Annotated in this window: 24 protein-coding genes; 12 read left to right on the forward strand and 12 right to left on the reverse strand. The window is 75.2% G+C overall.

Going from position 1 to position 23,539, the window contains the following annotated elements:
- Positions 1-307: 307 nt before the first annotated feature.
- Positions 308-499, forward strand: coding sequence for a 50S ribosomal protein L28 (gene rpmB, locus AB0L34_RS08430; protein WP_088963534.1), 192 nt, complete (start codon positions 308-310; stop codon positions 497-499).
- A gap of 297 nt (positions 500-796) precedes the next feature.
- Positions 797-2,053 carry an ATP-grasp domain-containing protein gene (locus tag AB0L34_RS08435; RefSeq protein WP_363703042.1) on the forward strand — a complete coding sequence of 419 codons (1,257 nt, stop codon included), beginning with the start codon at positions 797-799 and terminating at the stop codon, positions 2,051-2,053.
- Positions 2,054-2,113: 60 nt separating this feature from the next.
- On the opposite strand, the gene AB0L34_RS08440 is transcribed toward AB0L34_RS08435, so the two are convergent.
- Both AB0L34_RS08440 and AB0L34_RS08445 read right to left on the reverse strand, forming a co-directional pair.
- Entirely contained in the window at positions 2,114-2,581 is a 468-nt protein-coding gene (locus tag AB0L34_RS08440) for a GNAT family N-acetyltransferase (protein WP_357453453.1), read from the reverse strand.
- Between the two features lie 29 nt (positions 2,582-2,610).
- Positions 2,611-3,549, reverse strand: coding sequence for a thiamine-phosphate kinase (locus tag AB0L34_RS08445; RefSeq protein WP_363703045.1), 939 nt, complete (start codon positions 3,547-3,549; stop codon positions 2,611-2,613).
- A 123-nt stretch (positions 3,550-3,672) separates the two neighbouring features.
- Between AB0L34_RS08445 and AB0L34_RS08450 the strand changes: the two genes are divergently transcribed.
- Both AB0L34_RS08450 and AB0L34_RS08455 read left to right on the forward strand, forming a co-directional pair.
- Entirely contained in the window at positions 3,673-3,906 is a 234-nt protein-coding gene (locus AB0L34_RS08450) for an Lrp/AsnC ligand binding domain-containing protein (RefSeq protein ID WP_013284547.1), read from the forward strand.
- Positions 3,907-4,551, forward strand: a complete 645-nt coding sequence (locus tag AB0L34_RS08455; protein WP_363703047.1) for a DUF3515 family protein — start codon at positions 3,907-3,909, stop codon at positions 4,549-4,551.
- 74 nt (positions 4,552-4,625) lie between these two features.
- Here AB0L34_RS08455 and AB0L34_RS08460 read toward each other — a convergent pair whose 3' ends face one another.
- Positions 4,626-5,732 carry a D-alanine--D-alanine ligase family protein gene (locus tag AB0L34_RS08460; protein ID WP_363703074.1) on the reverse strand — a complete coding sequence of 369 codons (1,107 nt, stop codon included), beginning with the start codon at positions 5,730-5,732 and terminating at the stop codon, positions 4,626-4,628.
- A gap of 208 nt (positions 5,733-5,940) precedes the next feature.
- Between AB0L34_RS08460 and AB0L34_RS08465 the strand changes: the two genes are divergently transcribed.
- Entirely contained in the window at positions 5,941-7,227 is a 1,287-nt protein-coding gene (locus AB0L34_RS08465; RefSeq protein ID WP_363703049.1) for an ATP-binding protein, read from the forward strand.
- 114 nt (positions 7,228-7,341) lie between these two features.
- Here AB0L34_RS08465 and AB0L34_RS08470 read toward each other — a convergent pair whose 3' ends face one another.
- Positions 7,342-7,560: a hypothetical protein gene (locus AB0L34_RS08470; RefSeq protein ID WP_350704800.1), complete on the reverse strand. Its 219-nt coding sequence runs from the start codon at positions 7,558-7,560 to the stop codon at positions 7,342-7,344.
- Positions 7,561-7,840: 280 nt separating this feature from the next.
- Here AB0L34_RS08470 and AB0L34_RS08475 point away from each other — a divergent pair, with 280 nt between their 5' ends.
- On the forward strand, positions 7,841-8,686 hold the full coding sequence (locus AB0L34_RS08475) for a helix-turn-helix transcriptional regulator (RefSeq protein WP_357453469.1): 846 nt from the start codon (positions 7,841-7,843) through the stop codon (positions 8,684-8,686).
- Positions 8,687-8,690: 4 nt separating this feature from the next.
- Positions 8,691-8,891 (forward strand): DUF397 domain-containing protein, encoded by a 201-nt coding sequence (locus tag AB0L34_RS08480; protein ID WP_363703051.1) that lies wholly within the window; start codon positions 8,691-8,693, stop codon positions 8,889-8,891.
- Positions 8,892-9,077: 186 nt separating this feature from the next.
- On the opposite strand, the gene AB0L34_RS08485 is transcribed toward AB0L34_RS08480, so the two are convergent.
- The 4 genes from AB0L34_RS08485 to AB0L34_RS08500 all read right to left on the reverse strand — a co-directional run bounded on the left by AB0L34_RS08485 (position 9,078) and on the right by AB0L34_RS08500 (position 13,033).
- Complete coding sequence (locus tag AB0L34_RS08485; RefSeq protein ID WP_363703053.1) at positions 9,078-9,866, reverse strand: putative protein N(5)-glutamine methyltransferase; 789 nt, start codon at positions 9,864-9,866, stop codon at positions 9,078-9,080.
- Positions 9,867-10,106: 240 nt separating this feature from the next.
- On the reverse strand, positions 10,107-11,219 hold the full coding sequence (locus AB0L34_RS08490; RefSeq protein WP_363703055.1) for a cystathionine gamma-lyase: 1,113 nt from the start codon (positions 11,217-11,219) through the stop codon (positions 10,107-10,109).
- 4 nt (positions 11,220-11,223) lie between these two features.
- Positions 11,224-12,222 carry an NAD(P)H-dependent glycerol-3-phosphate dehydrogenase gene (locus AB0L34_RS08495; protein ID WP_350704791.1) on the reverse strand — a complete coding sequence of 333 codons (999 nt, stop codon included), beginning with the start codon at positions 12,220-12,222 and terminating at the stop codon, positions 11,224-11,226.
- Positions 12,223-12,298: 76 nt separating this feature from the next.
- Positions 12,299-13,033: a lysophospholipid acyltransferase family protein gene (locus AB0L34_RS08500; RefSeq protein WP_363703057.1), complete on the reverse strand. Its 735-nt coding sequence runs from the start codon at positions 13,031-13,033 to the stop codon at positions 12,299-12,301.
- 127 nt (positions 13,034-13,160) lie between these two features.
- Between AB0L34_RS08500 and cofC the strand changes: the two genes are divergently transcribed.
- The 4 genes from cofC to AB0L34_RS08520 all read left to right on the forward strand — a co-directional run bounded on the left by cofC (position 13,161) and on the right by AB0L34_RS08520 (position 17,446).
- Entirely contained in the window at positions 13,161-13,796 is a 636-nt protein-coding gene (cofC, locus tag AB0L34_RS08505) for a 2-phospho-L-lactate guanylyltransferase (protein ID WP_357453482.1), read from the forward strand.
- A 72-nt stretch (positions 13,797-13,868) separates the two neighbouring features.
- Positions 13,869-14,066 (forward strand): cold-shock protein, encoded by a 198-nt coding sequence (locus AB0L34_RS08510; RefSeq protein ID WP_350684722.1) that lies wholly within the window; start codon positions 13,869-13,871, stop codon positions 14,064-14,066.
- Positions 14,067-14,119: 53 nt separating this feature from the next.
- Positions 14,120-16,453 carry an RNA degradosome polyphosphate kinase gene (locus AB0L34_RS08515; RefSeq protein ID WP_363703060.1) on the forward strand — a complete coding sequence of 778 codons (2,334 nt, stop codon included), beginning with the start codon at positions 14,120-14,122 and terminating at the stop codon, positions 16,451-16,453.
- Between the two features lie 24 nt (positions 16,454-16,477).
- On the forward strand, positions 16,478-17,446 hold the full coding sequence (locus tag AB0L34_RS08520; RefSeq protein ID WP_363703061.1) for an NUDIX hydrolase: 969 nt from the start codon (positions 16,478-16,480) through the stop codon (positions 17,444-17,446).
- Positions 17,447-17,520: 74 nt separating this feature from the next.
- On the opposite strand, the gene AB0L34_RS08525 is transcribed toward AB0L34_RS08520, so the two are convergent.
- The 4 genes from AB0L34_RS08525 to leuC all read right to left on the reverse strand — a co-directional run bounded on the left by AB0L34_RS08525 (position 17,521) and on the right by leuC (position 22,531).
- Entirely contained in the window at positions 17,521-19,494 is a 1,974-nt protein-coding gene (locus AB0L34_RS08525) for an endonuclease/exonuclease/phosphatase family protein (RefSeq protein WP_363703063.1), read from the reverse strand.
- A gap of 138 nt (positions 19,495-19,632) precedes the next feature.
- On the reverse strand, positions 19,633-20,307 hold the full coding sequence (locus AB0L34_RS08530) for an HU family DNA-binding protein (protein ID WP_363703065.1): 675 nt from the start codon (positions 20,305-20,307) through the stop codon (positions 19,633-19,635).
- Positions 20,308-20,479: 172 nt separating this feature from the next.
- Positions 20,480-21,067 (reverse strand): 3-isopropylmalate dehydratase small subunit, encoded by a 588-nt coding sequence (gene leuD / locus AB0L34_RS08535; protein ID WP_363703067.1) that lies wholly within the window; start codon positions 21,065-21,067, stop codon positions 20,480-20,482.
- Positions 21,068-21,082: 15 nt separating this feature from the next.
- Positions 21,083-22,531 (reverse strand): 3-isopropylmalate dehydratase large subunit, encoded by a 1,449-nt coding sequence (leuC, locus tag AB0L34_RS08540; protein WP_350704778.1) that lies wholly within the window; start codon positions 22,529-22,531, stop codon positions 21,083-21,085.
- A 49-nt stretch (positions 22,532-22,580) separates the two neighbouring features.
- On the opposite strand from leuC, the gene AB0L34_RS08545 reads away from it, so the two are divergent.
- On the forward strand, positions 22,581-23,267 hold the full coding sequence (locus AB0L34_RS08545; protein WP_350684716.1) for an IclR family transcriptional regulator: 687 nt from the start codon (positions 22,581-22,583) through the stop codon (positions 23,265-23,267).
- Positions 23,268-23,539: the final 272 nt, after the last annotated feature.

Raw genomic sequence — 23,539 nt, forward strand, 5'->3', positions numbered from 1 at the left:
CGGCGTGTCCGGCCCGGCGCTCCCCGGCCGCCCGTCACGTCGGCACCCCGGCGAGCCGGCGCGACCCCGGCCCGTCGGTCGGGGGCCGCCGGCTCCGGTGGTCCCGGCCGGAACTACCCTCGTGGTCGCGTCCCTTCGTACGGTGGCTGCCGGAAGGGACGGCGCCGACCGGGCGACCGCGTCGCGCCGTGCCGGCCCCGCCCCGGGGCCGGTTGGTCGGGTGCGCGGGTCATCGGGTAACCTGGCCAGGTTGCCCGGGCAGCGCCTGGCGGCGACCTCATGAACGTTTCAAACCCAGGAGTATCCCGTGGCTAGCGTGTGCGACGTCTGTGGCAAGGGACCGGGCTTCGGCCACAACGTGTCCCACTCGCACCGGCGGACCAACCGCCGCTGGAACCCGAACATCCAGTCGGTGCGTACCCCGGCCGGTGGCGGGAACACCAAGAAGATGCAGGTCTGCACCTCGTGCATCAAGGCTGGCAAGGTCACCCGCGCCTGACGCGGTAGTCCCCAGCTTCACACTCGTCATTGCCGGCGGGCCCTCGTGGGCCCGCCGGCTCTGTCGTGTCCGGGATCGCCGGCCTCGTGCCGGTCCCGGCACCCCGCCTCGTCCCGGCACCCCCGCCTCGTGCCGGGTCCCGGCGACCCCGGCCCGGTTCGTGTCGGTTCCGGGCGGGTCGGCTGACGGGTACGCGACCGCCCTTCGACCCGCGGCGCGGGCCCGGTTAGGGTCTGCGTGCGCCGCGAGTCCGGATCGGGCCGACGCGGGGAGCAACGGAGCGCGGAGGGACGACTGGTGCAGCTTGATCTAGGCCGGGACGAGATGGTCATCGTCGGTGCCTCCCTCGGGATGCTGCGCTGGTTCAGCGAGGAACTGCCCGCGGACAGCGTCGTCCTCGTCGAGGAACCCGACGTCATCGAGCGCCGGGGGCTGGAGCGGTTCGCCCGCGAGATGCCCTTCATCTCCCGCGTGGTGCCCGCCGAGTACCAGATCGGCTTCGACGCCGCCGCGCTGGTCGCCCGGGAACCGGGGCTGGCCGCCGCCCGGCTGGTCATGCCCGGCCTCGAGTACGCCGTCGGGGCCACCGCCCGGCTCGCCGAGGCGCTCGGCCTGCCCGGCGCCGGTCCGGCGGCAGCCGACGTCTTCTCCGACAAGCACCGCATGCGGCTGCTCGCCGCCGAGGCCGGCCTGGCCAACCCGGCCTTCGCGCTGGTCGACTCCGCCGCCGGGGCGACCGAGTTCGCCCGACGGCACGGCGGCCGGTGCGTGCTGAAGCCCACCCGACGCTCGGGCAGCCTGGGCGTGCAGATCATCGCCGACCCGGCGGAGGTCGCCGGGGCGTGGGCGGGCACCGCCTCGCCCGAGGACCCGCCGGAGGCGACCGGCCGGGGGCTGCCCACGGGCGTGCTCGTCGAGCAGGTCGTCGACGGGCGCGAGCACAGCGTCGAGCTGCTCGTCGCCGACGGCGAGGTGATCTTCGCCAACGTCACGGACAAGCGGGTGCTCCCGGGTCGCTCCCCGGTGGAGACCGGCCACACGGTGCCGACCGCGCTGCCCGACCCCACCCGCCGGGAGCTGGTCGAGGTGGCGACCCGGCTGGCCGCCGCCGCCGGCTTCCGCACCGGCACGCTGCACAGCGAGTGGATCGTCGCCGACGGGGTACCGACGCTGGTCGAGTGCGCCGCCCGGCTGCCCGGCGACATGATCACCGCACTGGTGTCGATCGCGTACGAGTGCGGGTTCATCGAGGCGTACCTGCGGACGCTGTGCGGGGAGCGGCCGGCCCTGCCGGCGCGGCCGACCGGCGCGGCGGCGGTCGAGTTCCTGCTGGCCGCGCCCGGCACCGTCACCGCCGTCGACGGGCTGCGCGCGGCCCGCCGGGTGCCCGGCGTGCTGGAGGTGCAGCTCGACGTGGCGGTCGGCGACACCGTGACGGAGGTGACGTCCTCGCTGCGGCGCAGCGGTCACCTGCTGGCCTGGGGCGCCGACCCGGCCGAGGCGACCGACGCGGCCGGCAAGGCCGCCGAGCAGATCCAGTTCACCACCGCCTGATCGTGCCGTAGCCGGCCCGGCGGGTTCCCCGGCCGGGCCGGGAGCCCTCGGGCCGGTGGCTCAGAGGGTGCGGCCGAACGAGAGGCAGCCCGGGGCGTCCTTGTAGAAGCCGAAGTTCGGGATCCGCTCGTAGCCGGCCGCGGTGTACATGGCGATGGCCTCGGGCTGCTTGTCGCCGCACTCCAGGACGATCCGCTTGCGCCCGTGCTCGCGGGCCGAGCGCTCCACGGCGGCCAGGACCGCCCGGGCCACGCCCCGGCCCCGGGCCGCCGGGTCGGTGTACATCCGCTTCAGCTCGGCCGTGTCGCCGTCGTCGCCGTGGCTGCGCCAGCCGCCGCAGCCGACCGGCTCGCCGCCGAGGTGGGCGACGAGGAAGGCGCCGGCCGGCGGCACGAACTCGCCCGGGTCCACCGGGGTGTCGTCGCCGCTGCCGCCGTACCGGGCGCCGAGGTCGGCCAGCGCGGCGCGGATCAGCCGCTGCGCGACCGGCGAGTCGAAGCGCTCGGCGCGGATCTCGATCTCACTCACGGCGTAAAGGGTACGACCAGCGCTGGCCCTTACCGGAAGTGGTCCCAGCCGGCGGGTCCGTCGTACGGGGCACCGTCGACCGTGACACCGGTGCCCGCCGTCACCCGCCCGATCGGGCGCCAGTCGGGCGGCAGCGCCACCGCCGGCGGGAAGGTCGCGGCCAGCGCGTGGTCGTCGCCCCCGGTGAGGAGCCAGGAGTACGGGTCGACGCCCAGGGCCTGGGCGGCGTCGCGCATCTGCCGGGGCACCTCGAAGGCGTCCCGACGCACGTCGAGGGCCACCCCGCTGGCCTTGGCCACGTGCCCGAGGTCGGCGAGCAGCCCGTCCGACACGTCGATCATCGAGGTGGCGCCGAGCCGGGCCGCGTGCGGTCCGGCCCCGTACGGCACCTCCGGCCGCCGGTACGCCTCCACCAGCAGCCGCGGGGTGCGGAAGCCCCGGGAGAGCACCGTCAGCCCGGCCGCCGCGTACCCGGTCCGGCCGGCCAGGGCCAGCACGTCCCCGGGCCGCGCCCCGGAGCGCGTCACCGGCCGCCGGCCGCCGAGGTCACCGAGGGCGGTGACCGCGATCGTCAGCGTGGGGCTGGCGGACATGTCCCCGCCCACCACGCTCGCGCCGACCTTCGCCGCCTCGGCGCCGAGCCCGTCGGCGAGTTCCTCGGCCCACCCGGTCTCCAGCTCCGGCGGCATGCAGAGCGCGACCAGCAGCGCGGTCGGCTCCGCCCCCATCGCCGCGATGTCGGCCAGGTTGGCCGCCGCCGCCCGGTGGCCGACGTCACGCGCGGCGGACCAGTCCCGCCGGAAGTGCCGCCCCTCCACCAGCACGTCGGTCGAGGCCGCGACCCGGGCGTCCGGCGCGGCCACCACCGCCGCGTCGTCCCCGGGACCGAGCAGAACGGTCGATCCGTACGACAACCGGGCGGTCACCCGGTCGATCAGGCCGAACTCGCCGACCCCCGCGACACTCATGCCGGCCCTCCGCCGTGCTCGCTCACCGCTTCTCCTTGACCACCGATAGGGATCAGACCTGGTCCGTAAGGTACTTTCTCCCTTCGGGCCGCCCCGCAGGCGGCGACGGACGGAGGTCGAGTCGTGGTACAGGCGTACATCCTCATCCAGACCGAGGTCGGTCGCGCGCGCGACGTGGCCGGTCTCATCGCGGACCTCGCCGGCGTGGTGCGGGTCGACGCCGTCACCGGGCCGTACGACGTGGTCGTGCTCACCGAGGCGAACACCGTCGACGAGCTCGGCAAACTCATCGTCAGCAAGGTGCAGATGGTGCCCGGCATCACCCGCACCCTCACGTGTTCGGTGGTGCGCCTGTAAGTGGACAAGATCACTGACTCTCCCGTGACCGATTCCGCCCAGGCGGACGAGGCCGCCGCCGACCGCCCGACCCGGGACCGGACGACCCGGAGCGCCGCGCTGATCGCCACGCTGGTCGCGCTGCCGATCACCGCGCTGGTCGGTGTGCTCGCCTTCGTCCAGCTGTCCCCGGACGAGCCGGCCGAGCCGGCCGCCGCGCCGAGCCCGACGGCGAGTGCTCCCCGCGCCCAGTCCACCGCTCCGATCGAGATGGCCGCCCCGGCGCTGGCCGAACGGCCCGCCACGGTCTGCCGGGCGCTGCTCTCCCAGTTGCCGCCGACGGTCAACGACCTCGCCCAGCGTCCGGTCACCGCCGGCCCGGAGCAGAACGCCGCGTACGGCGACCCGGCGCTCACGCTGGCCTGCGGCGGCGCCGAGCCGACCGTCGGCGACACGGACGACGTGTGGACGGTCAACAAGGTCTGCTGGTACGCCCAGGAGGAGACGGACGCCACCGTGCTCACCACGCTGGACCGGGAGACCGCCGTGACGGTCCGCGTGCCGCGGTCGTACGGGCAGGCGTTGCAGTGGGTCTCCCCCATCTCGGAGACGATCGTGGCCTCCGTGCCCTCCGGCGGCGACATGCCGCGGGGCTGCCGGGGCTGACGGCCCACCACCGAGCCGAAAAGAGTGGCCTCCCCATCGGGAGGCCACTCTTTCACGTACGGGCGGACCGCGGCTCAGTGCAGGCCGACGCCCCGGTGCAGGGCGGTGCGGATAAGGCGGTTGACCAGCTTCGGGTACTCCAGCCCGGACGCCGCCCACATCCGCGGGAACATCGACGTCGAGGTGAAGCCCGGCATCGTGTTGATCTCGTTGAGGTAGACGTCCAGCTCCGGGGTGACGAAGAAGTCGACCCGGGCCAGGCCGGCGCAGTCCAACGCGGTGAAGGCGCGGACGGCGTACTCCTGGACCTGCCGGGTCACCCGCTCGGGCAGGCCGGCGGGGATGTCGTACTCGCAGGCCTCCTCGGAGTCGATGTACTTCGCCTCGAAGTCGTAGAAGTCGTACTCGCCGACCACCCGCACCTCGGCGAGCACCGACGCCTCCGGCGCGCCGCCGGCCTCGCCCTCCAGCACGCCGCACTCGATCTCGCGGCCGACGACCGCCCCCTCGACCAGCACCTTCGGATCGATCTGACGGGCGGTGGCGACGGCGGCGTCCAGGTCCGCCCAGTCGGTGACCTTGGTGATGCCGAACGACGAACCGGCCCGGGAGGGCTTGACGAACACGGGCAGGCCGAGCCGCTCCTTGTCCGCCTCGCTCAGTGTCATCCCGTTGCGCAGCACCGCGTACGGGCCCACCGGGATGCCCTCGGCGGCGCAGAGCTTCTTGGTGAACTCCTTGTCCATGGCGGCGGCGGAGGCGAACACGTTCGCCCCGACGTACGGGATGCCGGCCATCTCCAGCATGCCCTGGATGGTGCCGTCCTCCCCGTACGCGCCGTGCAGCACCGGAAAGACCACGTCGACGTCGGCGAGCGCCCGGGGACCCTCGGTCGGGTCGAGCACCATCAGACCGTTGCCGGTCGGGTCGGCGCGCAGCACGATGTCGGCGCCGGACTCGGCGGTGATCTCCGGCAGCCGGCGCGCGTTGATCGCCAACTGGGCCGGGTCGCCGCTGGTCAGCACCCACTGACCGGCCCGGGTGATGCCCACCGGCACCACGTCGAACTCGTCCGGGTCGAGGGCGCCGAGCACGCTGCCGGCGCTGACGCAGGAGATGCCGTGTTCCGGGCTGCGGCCGCCGAAGACGATCGCCACGCGGGTCCTGCCTGGGGTGGTCACTCCGGTCACCTCTTCGTACGCGACTGCTGCGCCGGTGGTGGCGCTCACCCGGTTGACCTTACTGTGCGTGGCGGGCCTCGGCTGCCGATACCCGGGGGACGGGCGACGGGACACGGCAATCGGTCAACAAAGGATATACGTTGCGTAATCGCCCGGGCGGAGATCCGGGGCGGTGACGGCACCGGACGCCCACTACGCTGCTCGTCCTATGAGCGCTGATCCCCTCATCGAGTCCCTGACGGCGGCCCTGGACGCCCGCCCCGACGACCTGCCGCTGCGACTCCACCTCGCCTCGCTGCTGCTGGACGCCGGCCGGGCCGGGGAGGCGATCGCGCAGGTCGGTCAGGCGCTCGCCCGGGATCCGGGCAACGACCAGGCACAGGCCCTGATGCAGCGCGCGCTGGGCGGCGGCTCCGTACCCCCGCCGTCGGCGCCGGCCCCGGCGGCCCCGCGACCGCCGGCACAGCGCCCGGCGCCGGCCGGGCCCGGCGGCCCCGCCGCGACCGCCGGCCACGACCCGCTGGCGGCCTACGAGCAGGAGCTGGCCGACGTCGTGCCGCCGCGCTTCGCCCGCGCGGGCGACGAGCCGGAGCCGGTGACCGGCGACTCCGACCGGGTGTACGACGTGGAGACCTCCGGCATCCGGCTGGCCGACGTGGGCGGCATGTCGGCGGTCAAGGAGCGGCTGGAGCTGGCCTTCCTCGGCCCGCTGCGCAACCCGCAACTGCGCAAGATGTACGGCAAGAGCCTGCGCGGCGGCCTGATGCTCTACGGCCCGCCCGGCTGCGGCAAGACCTTCCTGGCCCGCGCGGTCGCCGGGGAGATGGGCGCCAAGTTCATCTCGCTGTCGATCGTGGACGTGCTGGACATGTGGATGGGCAACTCGGAACGCAACCTGCACGAGCTGTTCCAGGCGGCCCGCCGCAACGCCCCCTGCGTGCTCTTCCTCGACGAGGTCGACGCCCTCGGGCACAAGCGCTCGCAGGTCGGCTCCAGCTCCATGCGGACGCTGGGCAACCAGCTGCTGGCCGAGCTGGACGGGATGGAGGGCAGCAACGAGGGCGTCTTCGTGCTGGCCGCCACCAACACCCCGTGGGACGTCGACCCGGCGCTGCGCCGCCCGGGCCGGCTCGACCGGGTGGTGCTGGTGCTGCCGCCGGACGCGGAGGCGCGCGCGTCCATCCTGGAGTACCACCTGCGGGAGCGGCCGATCGCCGGGATCGACCTGCGGAGGATCGTGGCGGCCACCGAGGACTACTCCGGCGCCGACCTGGCCCACCTCTGCGAGACCGCCGCCGAGTACGCGATGGCCGACTCCGTGCGCACCGGCGAGGTGCGGATGATCGAGCAGCGGGACCTGGAGCGGGCGGCGAAGGAGGTCCGGCCCTCGACGAAGCCGTGGATGGCCACCGCCCGCAACGTGGCGATGTTCGCCAACGAGGGGGGCGTCTACGACGACCTGGTGGCGTACCTGAAGCGGCGCCGGATGCTGTGACGCCGGACGGCCCGGCGGGGCGCCGGGCCGCGCCTCTCCGCCGGGCCGGGCCGCCGGCCGGGCGGGCCGTCCGCCCGGCGGGGCCGCCTCCCGACCGCGCCGCCCGTGGCGGCGTCAGCCGCGCGCGTGCCGCCGGCCGATGGCGATCACCTTGACGCGCTGCCGGCCGGCCCGCACCATGCCCAGCGCCATGAACGCGCCGGCGATCCGGTCGGCCGCCTCGCGGCTGGTCGCGCCGACCACCTGGCGGCGCCGCTCGGGGCAGGTCCGCTCGTCGCGGCCGGCGCCGTCGACGGGGCGGACGTCGGTGAGCACCACGAGGAACCGTGTCATCGGAGGCCGCCGGCGCGGTCGGCGCGGGCCTGCTGACCAGTACGCACGTCGAATCCCTTCCGACTGGCGGGGCCACGGGGCGTGGCACGCGGCGATCGGGCTCGGGGGAGAAACCCGATCGCCGCGCGCCCCATCCCCTCCGGTCACTCACCACCACCGTCGCCACGACAACCGGCGGTGAGGACGCGATGACAGATTGACACCTCTACAGCCATGAATGCAACTCTCATCGACGTTCTCTCATCTACACCTTCCCGGAAAGATGTGCGACGATCGATGCATGGCTCCCAAGACCGCCCGCGCCCGACGCCTGGGCATCGCGCTGCGCACCCACCGGGAAGCCGCCGGCCTCACGCTGGAGGCGGCGGCGGACGAGATCAGCAGCACCCGCAGCACCCTGTCCCGCTACGAGAACGCGCAGACGCTGGTCAGCCCGGCCACCGTACGCGCCCTGCTCACCCTCTACGGGGTCGGCGCGGACGAGGTGGCGGCGGCCGTCCAGCTGGCCAAGGACGCGCGCAAGCCCGGCTGGTGGGTGTCGTACTCGTACCTGCTGGACCGGCGCACCATCGACTTCATCGCGCTGGAGGCCGAGGCGACCGGGATCGCCAACTTCGAGCCGTCCGTGGTGCCGGGGCTGTTGCAGACCGCCGACTACATCCGGGGCGTCATGCGGGGTGGCCCACACACCCTCGGCGACGACGAGGTCGAGCAGCGGGTCCAGGTCCGGCTCGACCGGCAGCAGCGGCTCACCGGCGACAAGCCCCCGATCCTGGACGCCATCATCGACGAGGGCGCGCTGCTGCGGCCGGTCGGCGACCGGTCGGTGATGGAGAGCCAACTGCACCACCTGCTGCGGATGGGCGAACTGCCCAACATCACGGTGCAGGTGATCCCCCTCGCCGCCGGCTACCACCGGGGCACCCGGGGCTCGCTGCACATCCTGGAGTTCGCCGACCCGGAGGACCCGATCATCGCCTCGGTGGAGACCGTGGCCGGGCAGATGGTCCTGGACCGGCCGGGCGACCTGCGTACCTGCACCAAGATCATGGAGCACCTGCGGACGGTCGCGCTCAGCCCGTCGGCCAGCCGAGACCAGCTCCGCCAACTCCTGAAGGGACGGTAGGACCATGACACCGACGACCAGCGCGACGCTCGCCGCGGCCCGGTGGCGCAAGAGCAGCCACAGCGGCGACGAGGGGGCGTGCGTGGAGATGGCGGTGCTCCCGGAAACCGTCGCCGTCCGCGACTCCAAGGACCCGTCCGGCCCGGCGCTGCTCTTCCCGCCCGCCGCCTGGGCCGCCTTCGCCGGGGCGCCGCCGCGCCGCTGACCCCACCCTCGGCGCCGGGGCGTCGCTTGCCCGCACGCGACGCCGGCGCCCCCGCGCCGTCGACGGTCCCGCCGTTGGGAGGCGGTGGGGCCGTCGACGGGCGGGTCACGGCGGGGGCTGCCGCGCGGCGCCGCCACCTGTCGCGCGGCGCGAGCGGGCGGCCCGCGCCGAGACGCGCAGCCCCGGTCAGGCGGGGCGGCGGGCGGTGACGGCGGTGGCGTCCCGGTCGTCGTCGCGGGTCACCGTGGGGTGCAGGCCGGCGGCGGTCAGCGCCGCGCAGAGCGCGTCCGCCTGCGCCTCGCTCGTCTCCACCACCAGGTGCCCGCCCGGGGCCAGCCAACGCGCCGCGCCCACGCCGACCCGGCGCAGCACCGCCAGCCCGTCCGACCCGCCGTCCAGGGCCACCGGCGCCTCGTGCAGCCGGGCCTCCGGCGGCATCAGCGCCACCGCCGCCGTCGGCACGTACGGGGCGTTGGCCACGACCAGGTCCAGGCTCCCCCGCCAACGAGCCGGCAGCGGCTCGTACAGGTCGCCGTGGAAGACCGGCACCCCCAGCGGCGCCAGGTTGCGCCGGGCGCAGGCCACGGCGGCGGGGTCGACGTCGGCGGCGGCCAGCCAGCGCGGCGCGAGCCGGCGGGCCAGCGCGACGGTGGTGGCGCCGGAGCCGCAGCACAGGTCCACCACGGCCGCGGCCGGGCCGGTCACCGCGACGGCGGCGTCGACCAGCAGGGCGGTACGCGCGCGCGGCACGAACACGCCGGGGTCGACGGCGATCCGCTCGCCGCAGAACTCGGCCCAGCCGAGCAGGTGCTCCAGCGGGAGCCCGGCCACCCGGCGGTCGGCCAGGTCGGACAGCGCCTGCGGCGAGTCGGCGGCGGCGATCAGCAGGTCCGCCTCGTCCTCGGCGTAGACGCAGCCGGCGGCGCGCAGCCGGTGCACGAGGGCGGGTCGGTCGGGGCGGAAGGAAACGGTCATGGTGGACCTCCGGGAGCGCTCGTCGACGCTCCCGGCCGCCGGGTCAGCCGGCGTGGCGTCGGAGGGGAGCGTCGGTCCTGCCTGTCGGGTGGATCGGACTCACCTCCTCCGGTCGGGCCCGGCGCGGGCCGCGGACGGCCCCGCTCGGGGCCACGGTCACGATAGCCCAACGGCCGGCACACAACGCACCGGGCGCTCAACGGCCCGCGCCGAGCGCTCAACGGCCGGTGCCCCGGGCGCTCAACGGCTGGCGTCGAGCGCGGCGGCCACGTCGGCGACCAGGTCGACGGCGTCCTCCACGCCGCAGGAGAGCCGGACGAAGCCGGGCGGGGTGTCGTCGCCCCACTGGGCCCGCCGGTCGGCGGTGGTGTGCAGGCCGCCGAAGGAGGTCGCCGCGGCGACCAGCCGGGCCGCGTCGAGGAACCGCGCCACCCGCGCGGCGTCGCCGAGGTCGAAGGCGAGCACGCCGGGGATCCGTCGCAGCTGGACCGACGCCACCGGGTGGGCCGGGTCGCCGGGCAGCCCGGGCCAGCGCAGCCCGGTCACGTCCGACCGCCCGACGAGCAGCCCGGCGAGCGCCTCGGCGTTCGCGGTCTGGCGGGCCAGCCGCAGGTCGAGGGTGGCCAGCGACCGGTGCGCGAGCCAGGCGTCGAACGCGCCGGGCACCGCACCGGTGACGTTCCGCCAGGAGGTCACCGCGTCCAGCAGTTCGGTCGAGCGGGTCGCGACGTAGCCGAGCAGCAGGTCCGAGTGCCCGGTGAGCGCCTTGGTGCCGGAGGCCACCACGAGGTCGGCGCCCAGGTCGAGCGGACGCTGCCCGAGCGGCGTGGCGGTGGTGTTGTCGACCGCGACCAGGGCGCCGGCCGCGTGCGCGCGGGCGGCCAGCGCCGGCACGTCGGCGACGTCCAGGCCGGGGTTCGCCGGCGTCTCCAGCAGCACCAGGCGTACGCCGTCGAAGTCCGGGTGGGGGCCGGCGGTCGGGGTGAGGAGCACCCGCACCCCGATCCCCTCCAGCGTGTCCCGGGCGAAGGCCCGGACGGCGAAGTAGCCGTCCGACGGGAGCACCACGGTGTCCCCCGGCCTCAGCACCGTCAGCAGCAGCCCGGTGATCGCGGCCTGCCCGCTGGCGAAGACCCGGCAGTCGCCCCCCTCCAGCTCCCCGATGGCCGCCTCCAGCAGCCGGCGGGTGGGGTTGTCCGGCCGGCCGTAGCCGTTCGGCGCCGCCGCCGGCCCCGCCCACGGGTCCAGGTGGTACGGCGCGGCGAAGACCGGCCCCGGCAGGAACGGCTGGCCGGGGGCCGGCTCGGGCAGGCCGGCGCGGACGCATCGGGTGCCGTCGTGCGGTGCGGTCAAGGGCTCACTCCGGTTTCGTCGTCCGGCTCATCAGGGCGTCGACGGCGAGGCGCGGGTCGACACCCTCGTGGCAGACCAGCTCCACCTGCTCGGTGATCGGCATCTCCACGGCGTGCGCCCGGGCCAGGTCGCGGATGGCGAGGGCGCTCTTGACCCCCTCGGCGGTCTGCCGGGTGGCGACGCGGGCCTCCTCCAGGGTCGCGCCCCGGCCCAGGTGCTCGCCGAACGTGCGGTTGCGGGCCATCGGCGAGGAGCAGGAGGCGACCAGGTCACCCATCCCGGCCAGGCCGGCGAAGGTGAGCGGGTCGGCGCCCAGGGCCACCCCGAGCCGGGCGGTCTCGGCCAGCCCCCGGGTGACCAGCATGGCCCGGGTGTTGTCGCCGAAGCCCATCGCGACGGCGATGCCGTACGCCAGCGCGATCACGTTCTTCACCGCGCCGCCCAGCTCACAGCCGATCACGTCGTCGTTCGTGTACGGGCGGAAGTAGGAGGTGGTGATCGACCGCTGCACCAGCGTGGCCCGGTCCGGGTCGGTGCAGGCGACCACGGTGGCGGCCGGCTGCTCGGCGGCGATCTCGGGGGCCAGGTTGGGCCCGGAGACCACCACCACCCGGTCCGCCGCCACCCCGGCGGTCTCCACGATCACCTCGCTCATCCGCCTGGTGGTGCCGAGCTCGATGCCCTTCATCAGCGAGACCAGGGTGGCGTCCGGGTGCAGGTGCCCGCTCCACTCGGCGAGGTTGCCGCGCAGCGTCTGCGACGGCACGGCCAGCACCACCAGCTCGGCCCCGGTGATCGCCTCGGCGGCGTCCCCGGTCGCCGTGACCCGGGACGGCAGGAGCACGTCCGGCAGGTACTCCGGGTTGCGCCGCTCGGCGCGGATCGTGTCGGCGACCGGCCGGCGGCGCGCCCAGATGGTGACGTCCCGGCCGGCGTCGGCGAGGATCTTGGCGAAGGCCGTCCCCCACGAGCCGGCCCCCAGCACCGCGACGTGCCCGCTCACGCCGCCACCTCGCTCCGCTCGGCGGCGGCGCGAGGCGCCACGCTGCTGGGCCTGATGGTTCGCTCGCTCCGCTCGCTCATGCCGCCGCTCCCGGCCGACGCTCGCCACCGGGGCGGCCCGGTCGTTCCCACAGGGGCGGCGGCGTGCCGCCCCGAACCTCCGCGAGCATGTCACGCAGCCGCAGCATGATGGTGTCGGTCATCTCCTCGAGGACAGCCTTCGTCGGGGTGGCTTCGCTCCACCGGCTCAGGTCGACCGGCGGGCCGGCGACCACGGTCACCGGGATCCGGGGCCGCGGGTTGAGCCGGGCCCTGCGCGGGTCGAAGATCCGCTCCGGGCCCCACATGGCGACCGGGATCACCGGCGCGCCGGTGGCGAGCGCGAGCCGGGCCGCGCCGGTCTTGCCCTTCATCGGCCACAGGTCGGGTTCGCGGGTGGTGGTGCCCTCCGGGTAGATCACCACGGCGCCGCCCTCGTCGAGCGCGGCGACCAGGGCGTCCAGCGACTTCACCGCGTCCACGGTGCCCCGCTCGACCGGGATCTGCCGGCACCGGTGCAGGATCCAGCCGACCACCGGGACCCGGAACACGCTGGCCTTGCCGAGGAAGCGCGGCCAGCGGCCGGAATCGTAGACGAAGTGCGCCGCGACCAGGGGGTCGGCGTGCGAGATGTGGTTCGGCACGATGATCACGCCACCGTCGCGGCGGAGGTGCTCCATGCCGCGCCAGGTGCGCCGGGTCCAGACCGTCATGACCGGCTTGACCAGCACCACGGCGAACCATTGCCAGAATCCCAGCCTCCGCCGTGTCACTGCGCCTCCTCGTGCCGCCCCGACCCGCACCGGTCCGCACCCGGTGACGCCCGCAGCGGAAATCATGCCTGCTCGCCCCGGGTCCGGCCAGAGAGGGTACCGCCGTCCGGCTGGCAGGATGGCGGGTGTGAGTCAGCCGAGGTGGACCGTCGTGGTGCCGGTGAAGCGCCTCGCCGCCGCGAAGAGCCGGCTGCGGGGGGCGCTGCCGGCCGTACCGCACGAGGCGCTGGCGCTGGCCCTGGCGGCCGACACGGTCGCCGCGGTGCGGGCCTGCCCCGCGGTGGCCGGGGTGCTGGTGGTCACCGACGACGCCCGGGTGGCCGCGGCGGCCCGCCGGGCGGGCGCCCGCGCGCTGCCGGACGCCCCGGACGCCGGCCTGAACGCCGCGTTCCGGCACGGCGCGTCGGCCGCCGGCGGCGGCTGGGTGGCCGGGCTCACCGCCGACCTGCCCGCGCTGCGCCCGGCCGAGCTGGCGGCGGCGCTGCACGCGGCGCAGGCCGGCCCGGCGGGCGTACGCCGGTTCGTGCCCGACGCCCCCGGCGACGGCACCGTGCTGCTGGCCGCGCCGCCGGGCGTGCCCCTGGATCCCCGGTTCGGGGTCGGCTCGGCCGCCGCGCACGCCACAAGCGGGGCGTTGGCCCTGACCGGGGACTGGCCGAGCCTGCGCCGCGACGTGGACACCGCCGACGACCTGGCCGCGGCGGCCCGGCTCGGGCTGGGGCCGGAGACCGCCGCGCTCGCCGCCGCCGGCTGCCCCGCCTGACCCGCGCCGGCCGGCGTGGGCGCGGCGGTGTGCGGGCGGGGTACGGGGTGCGGGCGGTGTAGCGTGCGGGGCATGCAGGGCACGGTGGCCACCTACGACGCGGCGACCCGCAGCGGGATGCTGCTCCTCGACGACGGCACCGAGCTGGCCTTCCCGGCCCGGGCGTTCGACGCCTCCGGCCTGCGGCTGCTCCGCCTCGGCCAGCGGCTGCGCGTCGAGACCGACGCCGCCGGCGAGGTCGTCCGGGTGACGTTGCCGACGATGGCCTGAGCGACTGGTCGATGTTCATTTTGCGTTAACCCGGACCGGGTGATTATGGGCGGGTGAGCACCCCTCGCGAGCCCGCCAACCGACCACCACGCGCCGCCGGGCCGGCCGCCGCCCGCAACGGCACCCGCTCCCGGGGCGCCGACGGCCGCTTCCGCCCGAGCGAGCCGGCCGGGGCCGCCCGGACCGACGACGGCCCCGACGCGGCGACCGCCTCCGCCGGCCTGGAGGAGGTGCTGGACCCGGTCACCGGGCCGTCCCCCGCCGCCCCGGCGGCCCCGGCCCCGGCGGCGCCCGGCGCCGACGACGAGCCGCCCGCCGTGGCGCCGCTGCCCGAGGACCGCTTCCTCAACCGGGAACTCTCCTGGCTCGACTTCAACGCCCGGGTGCTGGCGCTCGCCGAGGACCCGCGCACGCCGCTGCTGGAGCGGGCCAAGTTCCTGGCCATCTTCGCCAGCAACCTGGACGAGTTCTACATGGTGCGGGTGGCCGGGCTGAAGCGGCGGCTCCAGGCCGGCCTGCCGGTGCGCGGCGGCGACCGGATGCCGCTGCGCACCCAGCTGGAGCTGGTCGCCGAGAAGGCCGCCACGCTGGTCACCCGGCACTCGGCCTGCTTCACCGACGACGTCCTGCCGAAGCTGGCCGCCGAGGACATCCGCATCCTGCGCTGGGCGGACCTGGACGACCCCGAACGGGAGCGGCTGCGCGCGTACTTCCGGGAGCAGATCTTCCCGGTGCTGACCCCGCTGGCGGTCGACCCGGCGCACCCGTTCCCGTACATCTCGGGGCGGTCGCTCAACCTGGCCGTGGCGGTACGCGACCCGGACGGCGGCTCCGAGCTGTTCGCCCGGGTGAAGGTGCCGAACAACGTGCCCCGGTTCGTCCGGGTGCACCGGGACCTGCCGGGCGTGCGGATGCTGCCGGTGGAGGACCTGATCTCGGTGCACCTGGGGCAGCTCTTCTCCGGCATGCAGGTGGTCGAGTGCCACCTGTTCCGGGTCACCCGCAACGCCGAGGTGGAGGTCGACGAGGACCGCGACGAGGACCTGCTCCAGGCCCTGGAACGGGAGCTGGCCCGGCGCCGGTTCGGCCCGCCCGTCCGGCTGGAGGTGGACGCCTCGATCTCCGACCACATGCTGGAACTGCTCGTCCGCGAACTGGACATGCACGACCAGGAGGTGCTGCGGGTGCCCGGCCTGCTGGACCTCTCCGCGCTGTGGCAGCTCTACAACGAGGCCGACCGGCCGGACCTGAAGGACCCCCCGTTCGTGCCGGCCACCCATCCCCGGCTCACCGAGGGCGAGGTGCCGCGCAGCGTCTTCGCCACCCTGCGCGACGGCGACATCCTGGTGCACCACCCGTACCACTCGTTCGCCACCAGCGTGCAGCGCTTCATCGAGCAGGCCGCCGCCGACCCCGACGTGCTGGCCATCAAACAGACCCTCTACCGCACCAGCGGCGACTCGCCGATCGTCGACGCGCTGGTCGACGCGGCGGCCGCCGGTAAGCAGGTGGTGGTGCTGGTCGAGCTGAAGGCGCGCTTCGACGAGGTGGCCAACATCGGCTGGGCGCGCACCCTGGAACGCGCCGGCTGCCACGTCGTCTACGGCCTGGTGGGCCTGAAGACGCACTGCAAGACCGCCCTGGTGGTACGCCAGGAGGGCAACCAGATCCGCCGCTACTGCCACATCGGCACCGGCAACTACCACCCGAAGACCGCCCGGCTCTACGAGGACTTCGGCATGCTCACCGCCGACCCGGAGATCGGCGCCGACCTGACCGACCTGTTCAACGTCCTCACCGGCTACAGCCGGCAGACTGCGTACCGGCGGCTGCTGGTCGCCCCGCAGGGCATCCGCAGCGGGCTGATCGAGCGCATCGAGCGGGAGATCTCGCACGTGCGGCTCGGCATGCCCGGGCTCGTGCAGATCAAGGTGAACTCGCTGGTCGACGAGGAGATCACCGACGCCCTCTACCGGGCCTCCCGGGCCGGCGTGCACGTCGACCTGGTCATCCGGGGCATGTGCACGCTGCGGCCGGGGGTGCCGGGCCTGTCGGAGAACATCCGGGTCCGCTCCATCCTGGGCCGGTTCCTGGAGCACTCCCGGATCTTCCGGTTCGGCAACAACGGCGACGCCGAGTTCTGGATGGGCTCGGCCGACCTGATGCACCGCAACCTGGACCGCCGCGTCGAGGCGCTGGTACAGGTCAGCGACCCGGTCGCCCGGGCCGAGCTGGACCACGTCATGGCCGCCGCGATGAGCCCGGACGTGGAGGCGTTCGAGCTGGCGGCGGACGGCACCTGGAGCCGGCGTACCGGCACGGCCGAGGAGCCGCTGGTGCACCTGCAGGAACTGCTGCTGCGTCGCGTCGGTGGCACGGCGGGCTGACCGGCGCGCGCATAGGCTGACCGGATGCTGGATGAGCGGGACGCGGCCGGCCCGGGTCGGAGCCGGGCGGCCGACGTCCCCGACGGGACGACGCCGATCCGGGCGGCCGGCGGCGTCGTGTGGCGCCCCGCCGACGACCCCGGCCCCACCGCCGTGGGCCCGGGCGCGCGGGGCGCCGGGGTGCTGGTGTGCCTGGTGCACCGGCCCCGCTACGGCGACTGGTCGCTGCCGAAGGGCAAGTTGGAACCGGACGAGCACCCCCTGCTCGCCGCCGTACGCGAGGTGGCCGAGGAGGCCGACGTCCGGGCGGTGCCGCAGATGCGGCTGCCCAGCGTGCGCTACCGCAGCGAGGGCCGGCCGAAGGTGGTCGACTACTGGTCGATGCGGGCGGTGGCCGACGGCGGCTTCCAGCCGGGCACGGAGGTCGACGAGGTGCGCTGGCTCGACGTCGACGAGGCCGTGCGGCTGGTCAGCTACCCGCACGACGCGGAGGTGCTGGCCGCGTTCGCGGCCCTGCCGGCGGTGACCGGGACGATCGCGCTCGTCCGGCACGGGCACGCCGGCAAGCGGGGCACCTGGTCCGGCCCGGACACCGGCCGGCCGCTCGACGCCCAGGGCTGGGCGCAGGCGCAGGCGCTGGCCCCGCTGGTGGCGCTGGTCCGCCCGGCGCGGCTGCTGTCGGCCTCGGCCCGCCGGTGCGTGCAGACCCTCGACCCGGCGGCGGCGCTGCTCGACCTGCCGATCGAGGTGAGCGGCGACCTGGACGAGCCGCGGCCGGGCCAGCAGCCCGACGAGTGCGCACTGGCCGTCGCCGCCCGCCTGACCGCGCTGGCGGCCTCCGGCGAGCGGGCGGGGGTGTGCAGCCAGGGCAAGGTGATTCCGGCCGCCCTGGAGCGGCTCAGCGGCCGGACGGGCGACTTCACCACCCCGAAGGGCGGCGGCTGGCTGCTCGCCTTCGCCGGGGACCGCCTGCTCGCCGCCGACCGCCTCTGACCGGCCGCCCCCGCCGACCCGCCGATCCGGTGCGGTGCGCCCGCGTGCCCCGGCCGACGCGCCCCGGCGGCGGGTCAGGCCGGTGGCAGGGTCAGGGTCACGGCGACCGGCAGGTGGTCGCTGGCCGTGCCGGGCGGGGCCACCGGATCGGCGGCGGCCAGGTCGGGTGTGACGAACACGTGGTCGATCTGCTGGCGCGGGTCGTCCGCCGGGCTGGTCGGCAGCGGGCGGGCCGCGGCCAGCGCGTCGACCAGCCCGGCCCGGGTGAACTCGGCGAACGCCGGATCGCCCGGCTCGGTGTTCAGGTCGCCGGCGACCACCAGCGGGCGGCCGGCCGCGTACCGGAGGGCGAAGTCGGCGACCGCGCGGGCCTGGACCACCGGGCCCTGGCCGGGCGGCGGTTGCAGGTGGGTGGCGACCACGGCGAGGCGGACGCCGTCGCCGAGGTCGACCGTGACCCCGAGGGCCTGCGCGCCGGTGGGCGCGCCGACCGCCGGCAGCGGCCGGGTCCGGGCCCCGTCCAGGGGCCAGCGGCTCAGCACGGCGTCGCCCCAGAGCGGGTCGGCGGCCGGCGCGAAGACGTACGGCATGTCCAGCCGCTCCGCCAGCAGGTCGAGCGTGTCGTGGCCGCCGTTGAGCAGCCAGCCCCGGTCCACCTCGCTGAGCGCCACGACGTCGGCCCCGGCGACGGCCCGCGCCAGCGCGTCCGGGTCGAAGCGGCCGTCCGTCCCGAACCCCATCCGGACGTTGTACGCCGCCACCCGCACCGTGTCGGGCGGCCCGTCCCGGTTGCTCGCGGACAGCAGCTCGTCGCTGGCGATCGCGGCGACCAGCGCCAGCGCGGTGGCCGCGGCGGCGGTCCGCACCGGCGGCAGCGACGCCGGCACCGGCCCCACCGCGGGCCGGGCGGCCAGGGCGACCGCGGCGACCAGCACCGCCACGGCCACGGGCACCCCGGCGTTGGGGTGGCCCAGGTCGTACGCCGCGTAGTAGAGCACCGCCGCGACGGCGAAGAGCAGCATCCCGGCGACCACCGCGTACGCGCGTCGGCCCGCCGCCCGGCCCGGATCGGCGGTGCCGCCGTCGGGCACGGCGAACCCGGCGGCAGCGGCGGCCTCGGTCTCCTCCGTGGAGCCGGTGGCGGGGCTGTCCCGTCCGTCGGCCGCGCCGGCGGACGCCAGGCAGCCGCCGAGCCCCGCCGCGGCGAGCAGGACGGCCGGCAACAGCAGTTCCCCGCGCTCGACGGCGAAGAGGACGGCCCCGGCCACCAGGGCCACCGGGGCGAGCCACCGCCACGCCCCCTGGCGCGGTGACGCCAGCGCGGCGAGCAGGAATCCGCCGACCGCCACGGCGACCGGGGCGGGGCCGAGGAGCGGCACGGTGGCGACCCCCACCTCGTCGCCGGGATGCGACCGCAGCAGACCGAACTGGTACGTCGTCGCCGTGCGGGCGACCGCCGGGGAGAGCGCCACCATGCCGGCGAGCAGCAGCGCCGGGCCGGCCAGCAGCCAGCTCCGTACGCCGCCCGGGCCGGCCGGCGGCGCGGGCCGCGTCTGCCCCGCCAGGAAGAGTCCGCCGACCAGGCCGGCGGCGAGCCACGACTGCCAGCTCCCGAGGAAGCCCAGGCGGTACGTGTCCAGCGCGGTGTGCAGGATCGCCCCGAGGGCCAGCCCGAGCGCCAGGCCGGGCACCGGCCGGTCGGTGGCGGCGGCGACACCGGCGAGCCAGACCAGCCCGGCGAGCAGCCCGGCCGTGGCGAGCCAGAGCTGGAGCCGCCCGCCCGGTTGGCCGGTGACGGCGAGCCGGGCGGCGACCAGCAGGACGGCGGCGACGAGCGTGACCGGGCGGGCGCCGACCCGGCGGACCAGCGCGGGCGCGGCCAGGGCGAGCACGAACCAGCCGAGCGCGAACGCCCCCAGCAGCTCGGCCGGGGTCGAGGCGGCCTGCCCGAAGATGGTGATGACCGCCGGCAGGAAGACACGCAGCACGTCGACCAGCAGCACGACGCCCAGGGCGAGGGTGAGGGTGGTGCGGTGGCGGTAGCGCACGGGGCTGCCTTTCGCCGACCGGAAGGGGTGCGGCGATTCTGCGTGCGGCGCACCGTTCCGGTCAACGCCCCGACGGCGGACGCGTGGACGCGGCGAGGGCGCCCACCGTGCCGGTGGACGCCCTCGTACCGCTCGACATCAGCGCTTGGCCGCGGCCTTCTTCGCCGGGGCCTTCTTGGCCGCCGTCGTCTTCTTGGCTGCGGTCGTCTTCTTGGCTGCGGTCGTCTTCTTGGCCGCGGTCGTCTTCTTGGCCGCGGCGGTCTTCTTCGCCGGGGCGGCCTTGGCGGTCGTGGTCTTCTTCGCCGCGGTGGTCTTGGCCGCCTTCGCCGCCGTGGTCTTCTTGGCCGCGGTCGTCTTCTTCGCCGCGGTGGCCTTCGCCGCCGTGGTCTTCTTCGCCGCGGCCGTGGTGGCCTTGGCGCCGGTCGCCTTGGCACCGGTCGCCTTGGCACCCGTGGCCTTGGCGCCAGTGGCCTTGGCGCCAGTGGTCTTGGCGGCGGCCGCGGCGGTCTTCTTCGCCGCCGCCGTGGCCTTCGGCACCTTGCCGCTGGCCACCATCTCCTTGAACCCGGCGCCCGGGCGGAAGGTCGGGACGGATGTCTTCTTGACCTTCACCGCCTCGCCGGTCCGCGGGTTGCGCGCTGTTCGGGCGCCCCGGACGCGCTTTTCGAACGCTCCAAATCCGGTGATCGCCACCTTCTCGCCCTTGGTGACCGCCGCCTGGACCTCAGCGAGGACCGCGTCGAGCGCGGCCGTCGCCGTCTTCCGGTCCCCCAGGCGAACGGCGAGCGCCTCGATGAGCTCGGCCTTGTTCACGACTTCCTCCCGATTGTGCAACTGACTCGACGCGAGCCATTCTGCGCGCACGGTATGCCCTGTGCTGCCGGGACACAAACATTCGGTGGAAAAAAGCCCTTGTGTCGTAACGGATTCGCCCCCACCGGTCAGACCGGCGGGGGCGGAAACCGCTACGGGATCGGGTGTACGGCTATGCGACCGAGGGCAGGAACGGCGGCCGGGTCGCCTCGAAGGCACTGATCTCGGCCTCGTGCCGGAGGGTGAGTCCAATGTCGTCCAAGCCCTCCATCAGCCGCCAGCGGCTGAAGTCGTCGAGCGGGAACGACCAGGTGGCCTCACCGACCCGGACCTGCCGGGCGGTCAGGTCGACGGTGACCGGGGTGGTCGGGTCGGCCTCGACGAGATCCCAGATCTCCTCGACCGCTTTCAATTCCAGCTCGACCGGGAGCAACCCCTCCTTGAGGGCGTTGCCCCGGAAGATGTCGCCGAAGCGGGGGGAGATCACGGCACGGAAGCCCCAGTCGCGCAGCGCCCAGACGGCGTGCTCCCGGGAGGAGCCGGTGCCGAACTCCGGACCGGTCACGAGAATCGACGCACCGGAATACGCCGCATCGTTGAGCACGAATTCGGGGTCCTCGCGCCAGGCGCTGAACAAGCCGTCCGCGAAACCGGTCCGGGTCACCCGCTTGAGGTACACGGCGGGGATGATCTGGTCGGTGTCCACGTTGGAACGGCGCAGCGGCACGGCGGTGCCGGTGTGGGTGGTGAACCTCTCCATCTGCGGTGTGCCCTTCTACAGGTCGGCGGGAGCGGCCAGCCGGCCCGCCACGGCGGTGGCGGCGGCGACCGGCGGGGAGACCAGGTGGGTGCGTCCGCCCCGGCCCTGGCGGCCCTCGAAGTTGCGGTTGGAGGTGGACGCGGAGCGCTGCCCCGGGGAGAGCGTGTCCGGGTTCATGCCCAGGCACATCGAGCAGCCGGCGAAGCGCCACTCGGCCCCGGCGTCGGTGAAGACCTTGTCCAGCCCCTCCGCCTCGGCCGCCTCGCGGACGGCGGCGGAGCCGGGCACGACGAGCATCCGCACCCCGTCGGCGACCCGGTGCCCGCGCAGCACGTCGGCGGCGGCCCGGAGGTCCTCCAGCCGGCCGTTGGTGCAGGAGCCGACGAAGACCACGTCGACCGCGAGGTCGCGCAGCGGGGTACCGGGGCGCAGGTCCATGTACTCCAGCGCGCGGCGCGCGGCGGTCCGCTCGGCGTCGGTGACGAACTCCTCCGGGTCCGGCACCGACGCGCCCAGCGGCGCGCCCTGACCCGGGTTGGTGCCCCAGGTGACGAACGGGGTGACCGCGCTGGCGTCGAGGGTCACCTCGGCGTCGAAGGTCGCGCCCTCGTCGGTGGGCAGGCTCCGCCAGTAGGCGACCGCCGCGTCCCAGTCGGCGCCCTGCGGGGCGTTCGGCCGCCCCTTCAGGTACGCGAACGTGGTCTCGTCGGGCGCGATCATGCCGGCCTTGGCGCCCCACTCGATCGACATGTTCGCGATGGTCATCCGCCCCTCCATGGACAGCGACCGGATCGCCTCGCCGCGGTACTCGACGATGTGGCCGCGACCGCCGCCGGTGCCGACCTGGGCGATCAGCGCGAGCACCAGGTCCTTGGCGGTGACCCCGGGGGCGAGCTGCCCCGTCACGTTCACCGCCATCGTCTTCGGCCGGCTCTGCGGCAGCGTCTGGGTGGCCAGCACGTGCTCGACCTCGCTCGTGCCGATGCCGAACGCGAGCGCCCCGAACGCGCCGTGGGTGGCGGTGTGCGAATCGCCACACACGATGGTCATGCCGGGCTGGGTGACGCCGAGCTGCGGGCCGATGACGTGCACGATGCCCTGGTTGGCGTCGCCCAGCGGGTGCAGCCGCACGCCGAACTCGGCGCAGTTGCGGCGCAGCGTCTCGATCTGCGTACGCGAGGTGGGGTCGGCGATGGTGAGCAGGTCGCCACGCCGTTCCCGGAACGACGGGTCGGCGTACCCGGTCGGGGTGTTGTGGTCCTCTGTCGCGAGCGTGAGGTCGGTGCGGCGCACCCGGCGGCCGGCGAGGCGCAGCCCGTCGAAGGCCTGCGGACTGGTCACCTCGTGCAGCAGGTGCAGGTCGATGAAGAGCAGGTCGGGCTCGCCCTCGGCGGCCCGTACGACGTGCGCGTCCCAGACCTTCTCGGCCAGGGTCCTCGGCTCGGTAGTAGTGACTCCCACCATCTGGACATCCTAAATTCTGGGAGGTAAATTTCGGCTTGTGGGACACAGTATGAGCGGTGTCGGCGTTCTCGACAAGGCGGTGGTCATTCTGGCCGCCTGCGTCGACGGCGCCAGCCTGGCCGAACTCGTTGAACGCACCAAGCTGCCCCGGGCGACCGCGCACCGGCTGGCGCAGGCGCTGGAGATCCACCGGATGCTCGTCCGGGACACCCAGGGCCGCTGGCGCCCCGGCCCGCGCCTGGGTGAGCTCGCCAACGCCGCGCCGGACGTGCTCCTGACGGCGGCGGAGCCGCTGCTGGCCGCCCTGCGCGACGCCACCGGCGAGAGCGCGCAGCTCTACCTGCGCCGCGCCGACGAGCGGATCTGCGTGGCCGCCGCCGAGCGGGCCAGCGGCCTGCGGGACACCGTGCCGGTCGGCTCGGTGCTGCCGATGACGGCCGGCTCGGCGGCCCAGATCCTGCTCGCGTGGGAGCCGCCGGAGGCGGTGATGCCGCTGCTGCCCCGGTCGAAGTTCACCGGCCGCACCCTCGCCGAGGTACGCCGCCGCGGCTGGGCGCAGAGCGTCGCCGAGCGGGAGGCCGGTGTGGCGAGCATCTCGGCGCCGATCCGCGACCGCACCGGCCGGGTCATCGCCGCGATCAGCGTCTCCGGCCCGATCGAACGCCTCGGCCGCCGCCCCGGCGAACGCCACGCCATGGCCGTCGTCCGGGCCGGCCAACGCCTCTCCGGCCTCTGACCCACCCCCGCCGGCGGTCTTCCGGGCCGGGGCCTGGAAGGCGGGCGGGCCGCCGGGAGCCGGGCGGGGAGCCGTGGATCCGGGCGGCGCCGAGAGCCCGAGCGGGCCGCCGGGAGCCGGGCCACGACCGGGAGCCGGGAGCCGGGATGGCTGGAGCGGGTGGGGGCTGGAACAGCGAAATGGTCCGCCTCGCCGGAGCGAGGCGGACCATTCGTGTTGTAGCCCCGACCGGATTCGAACCGGCGCTACCGCCTTGAGAGGGCGGCGTCCTG

Source organism: Micromonospora sp. NPDC052213 (assembly GCF_040679695.1).
In the GTDB taxonomy this organism is placed as follows: domain Bacteria; phylum Actinomycetota; class Actinomycetes; order Mycobacteriales; family Micromonosporaceae; genus Micromonospora.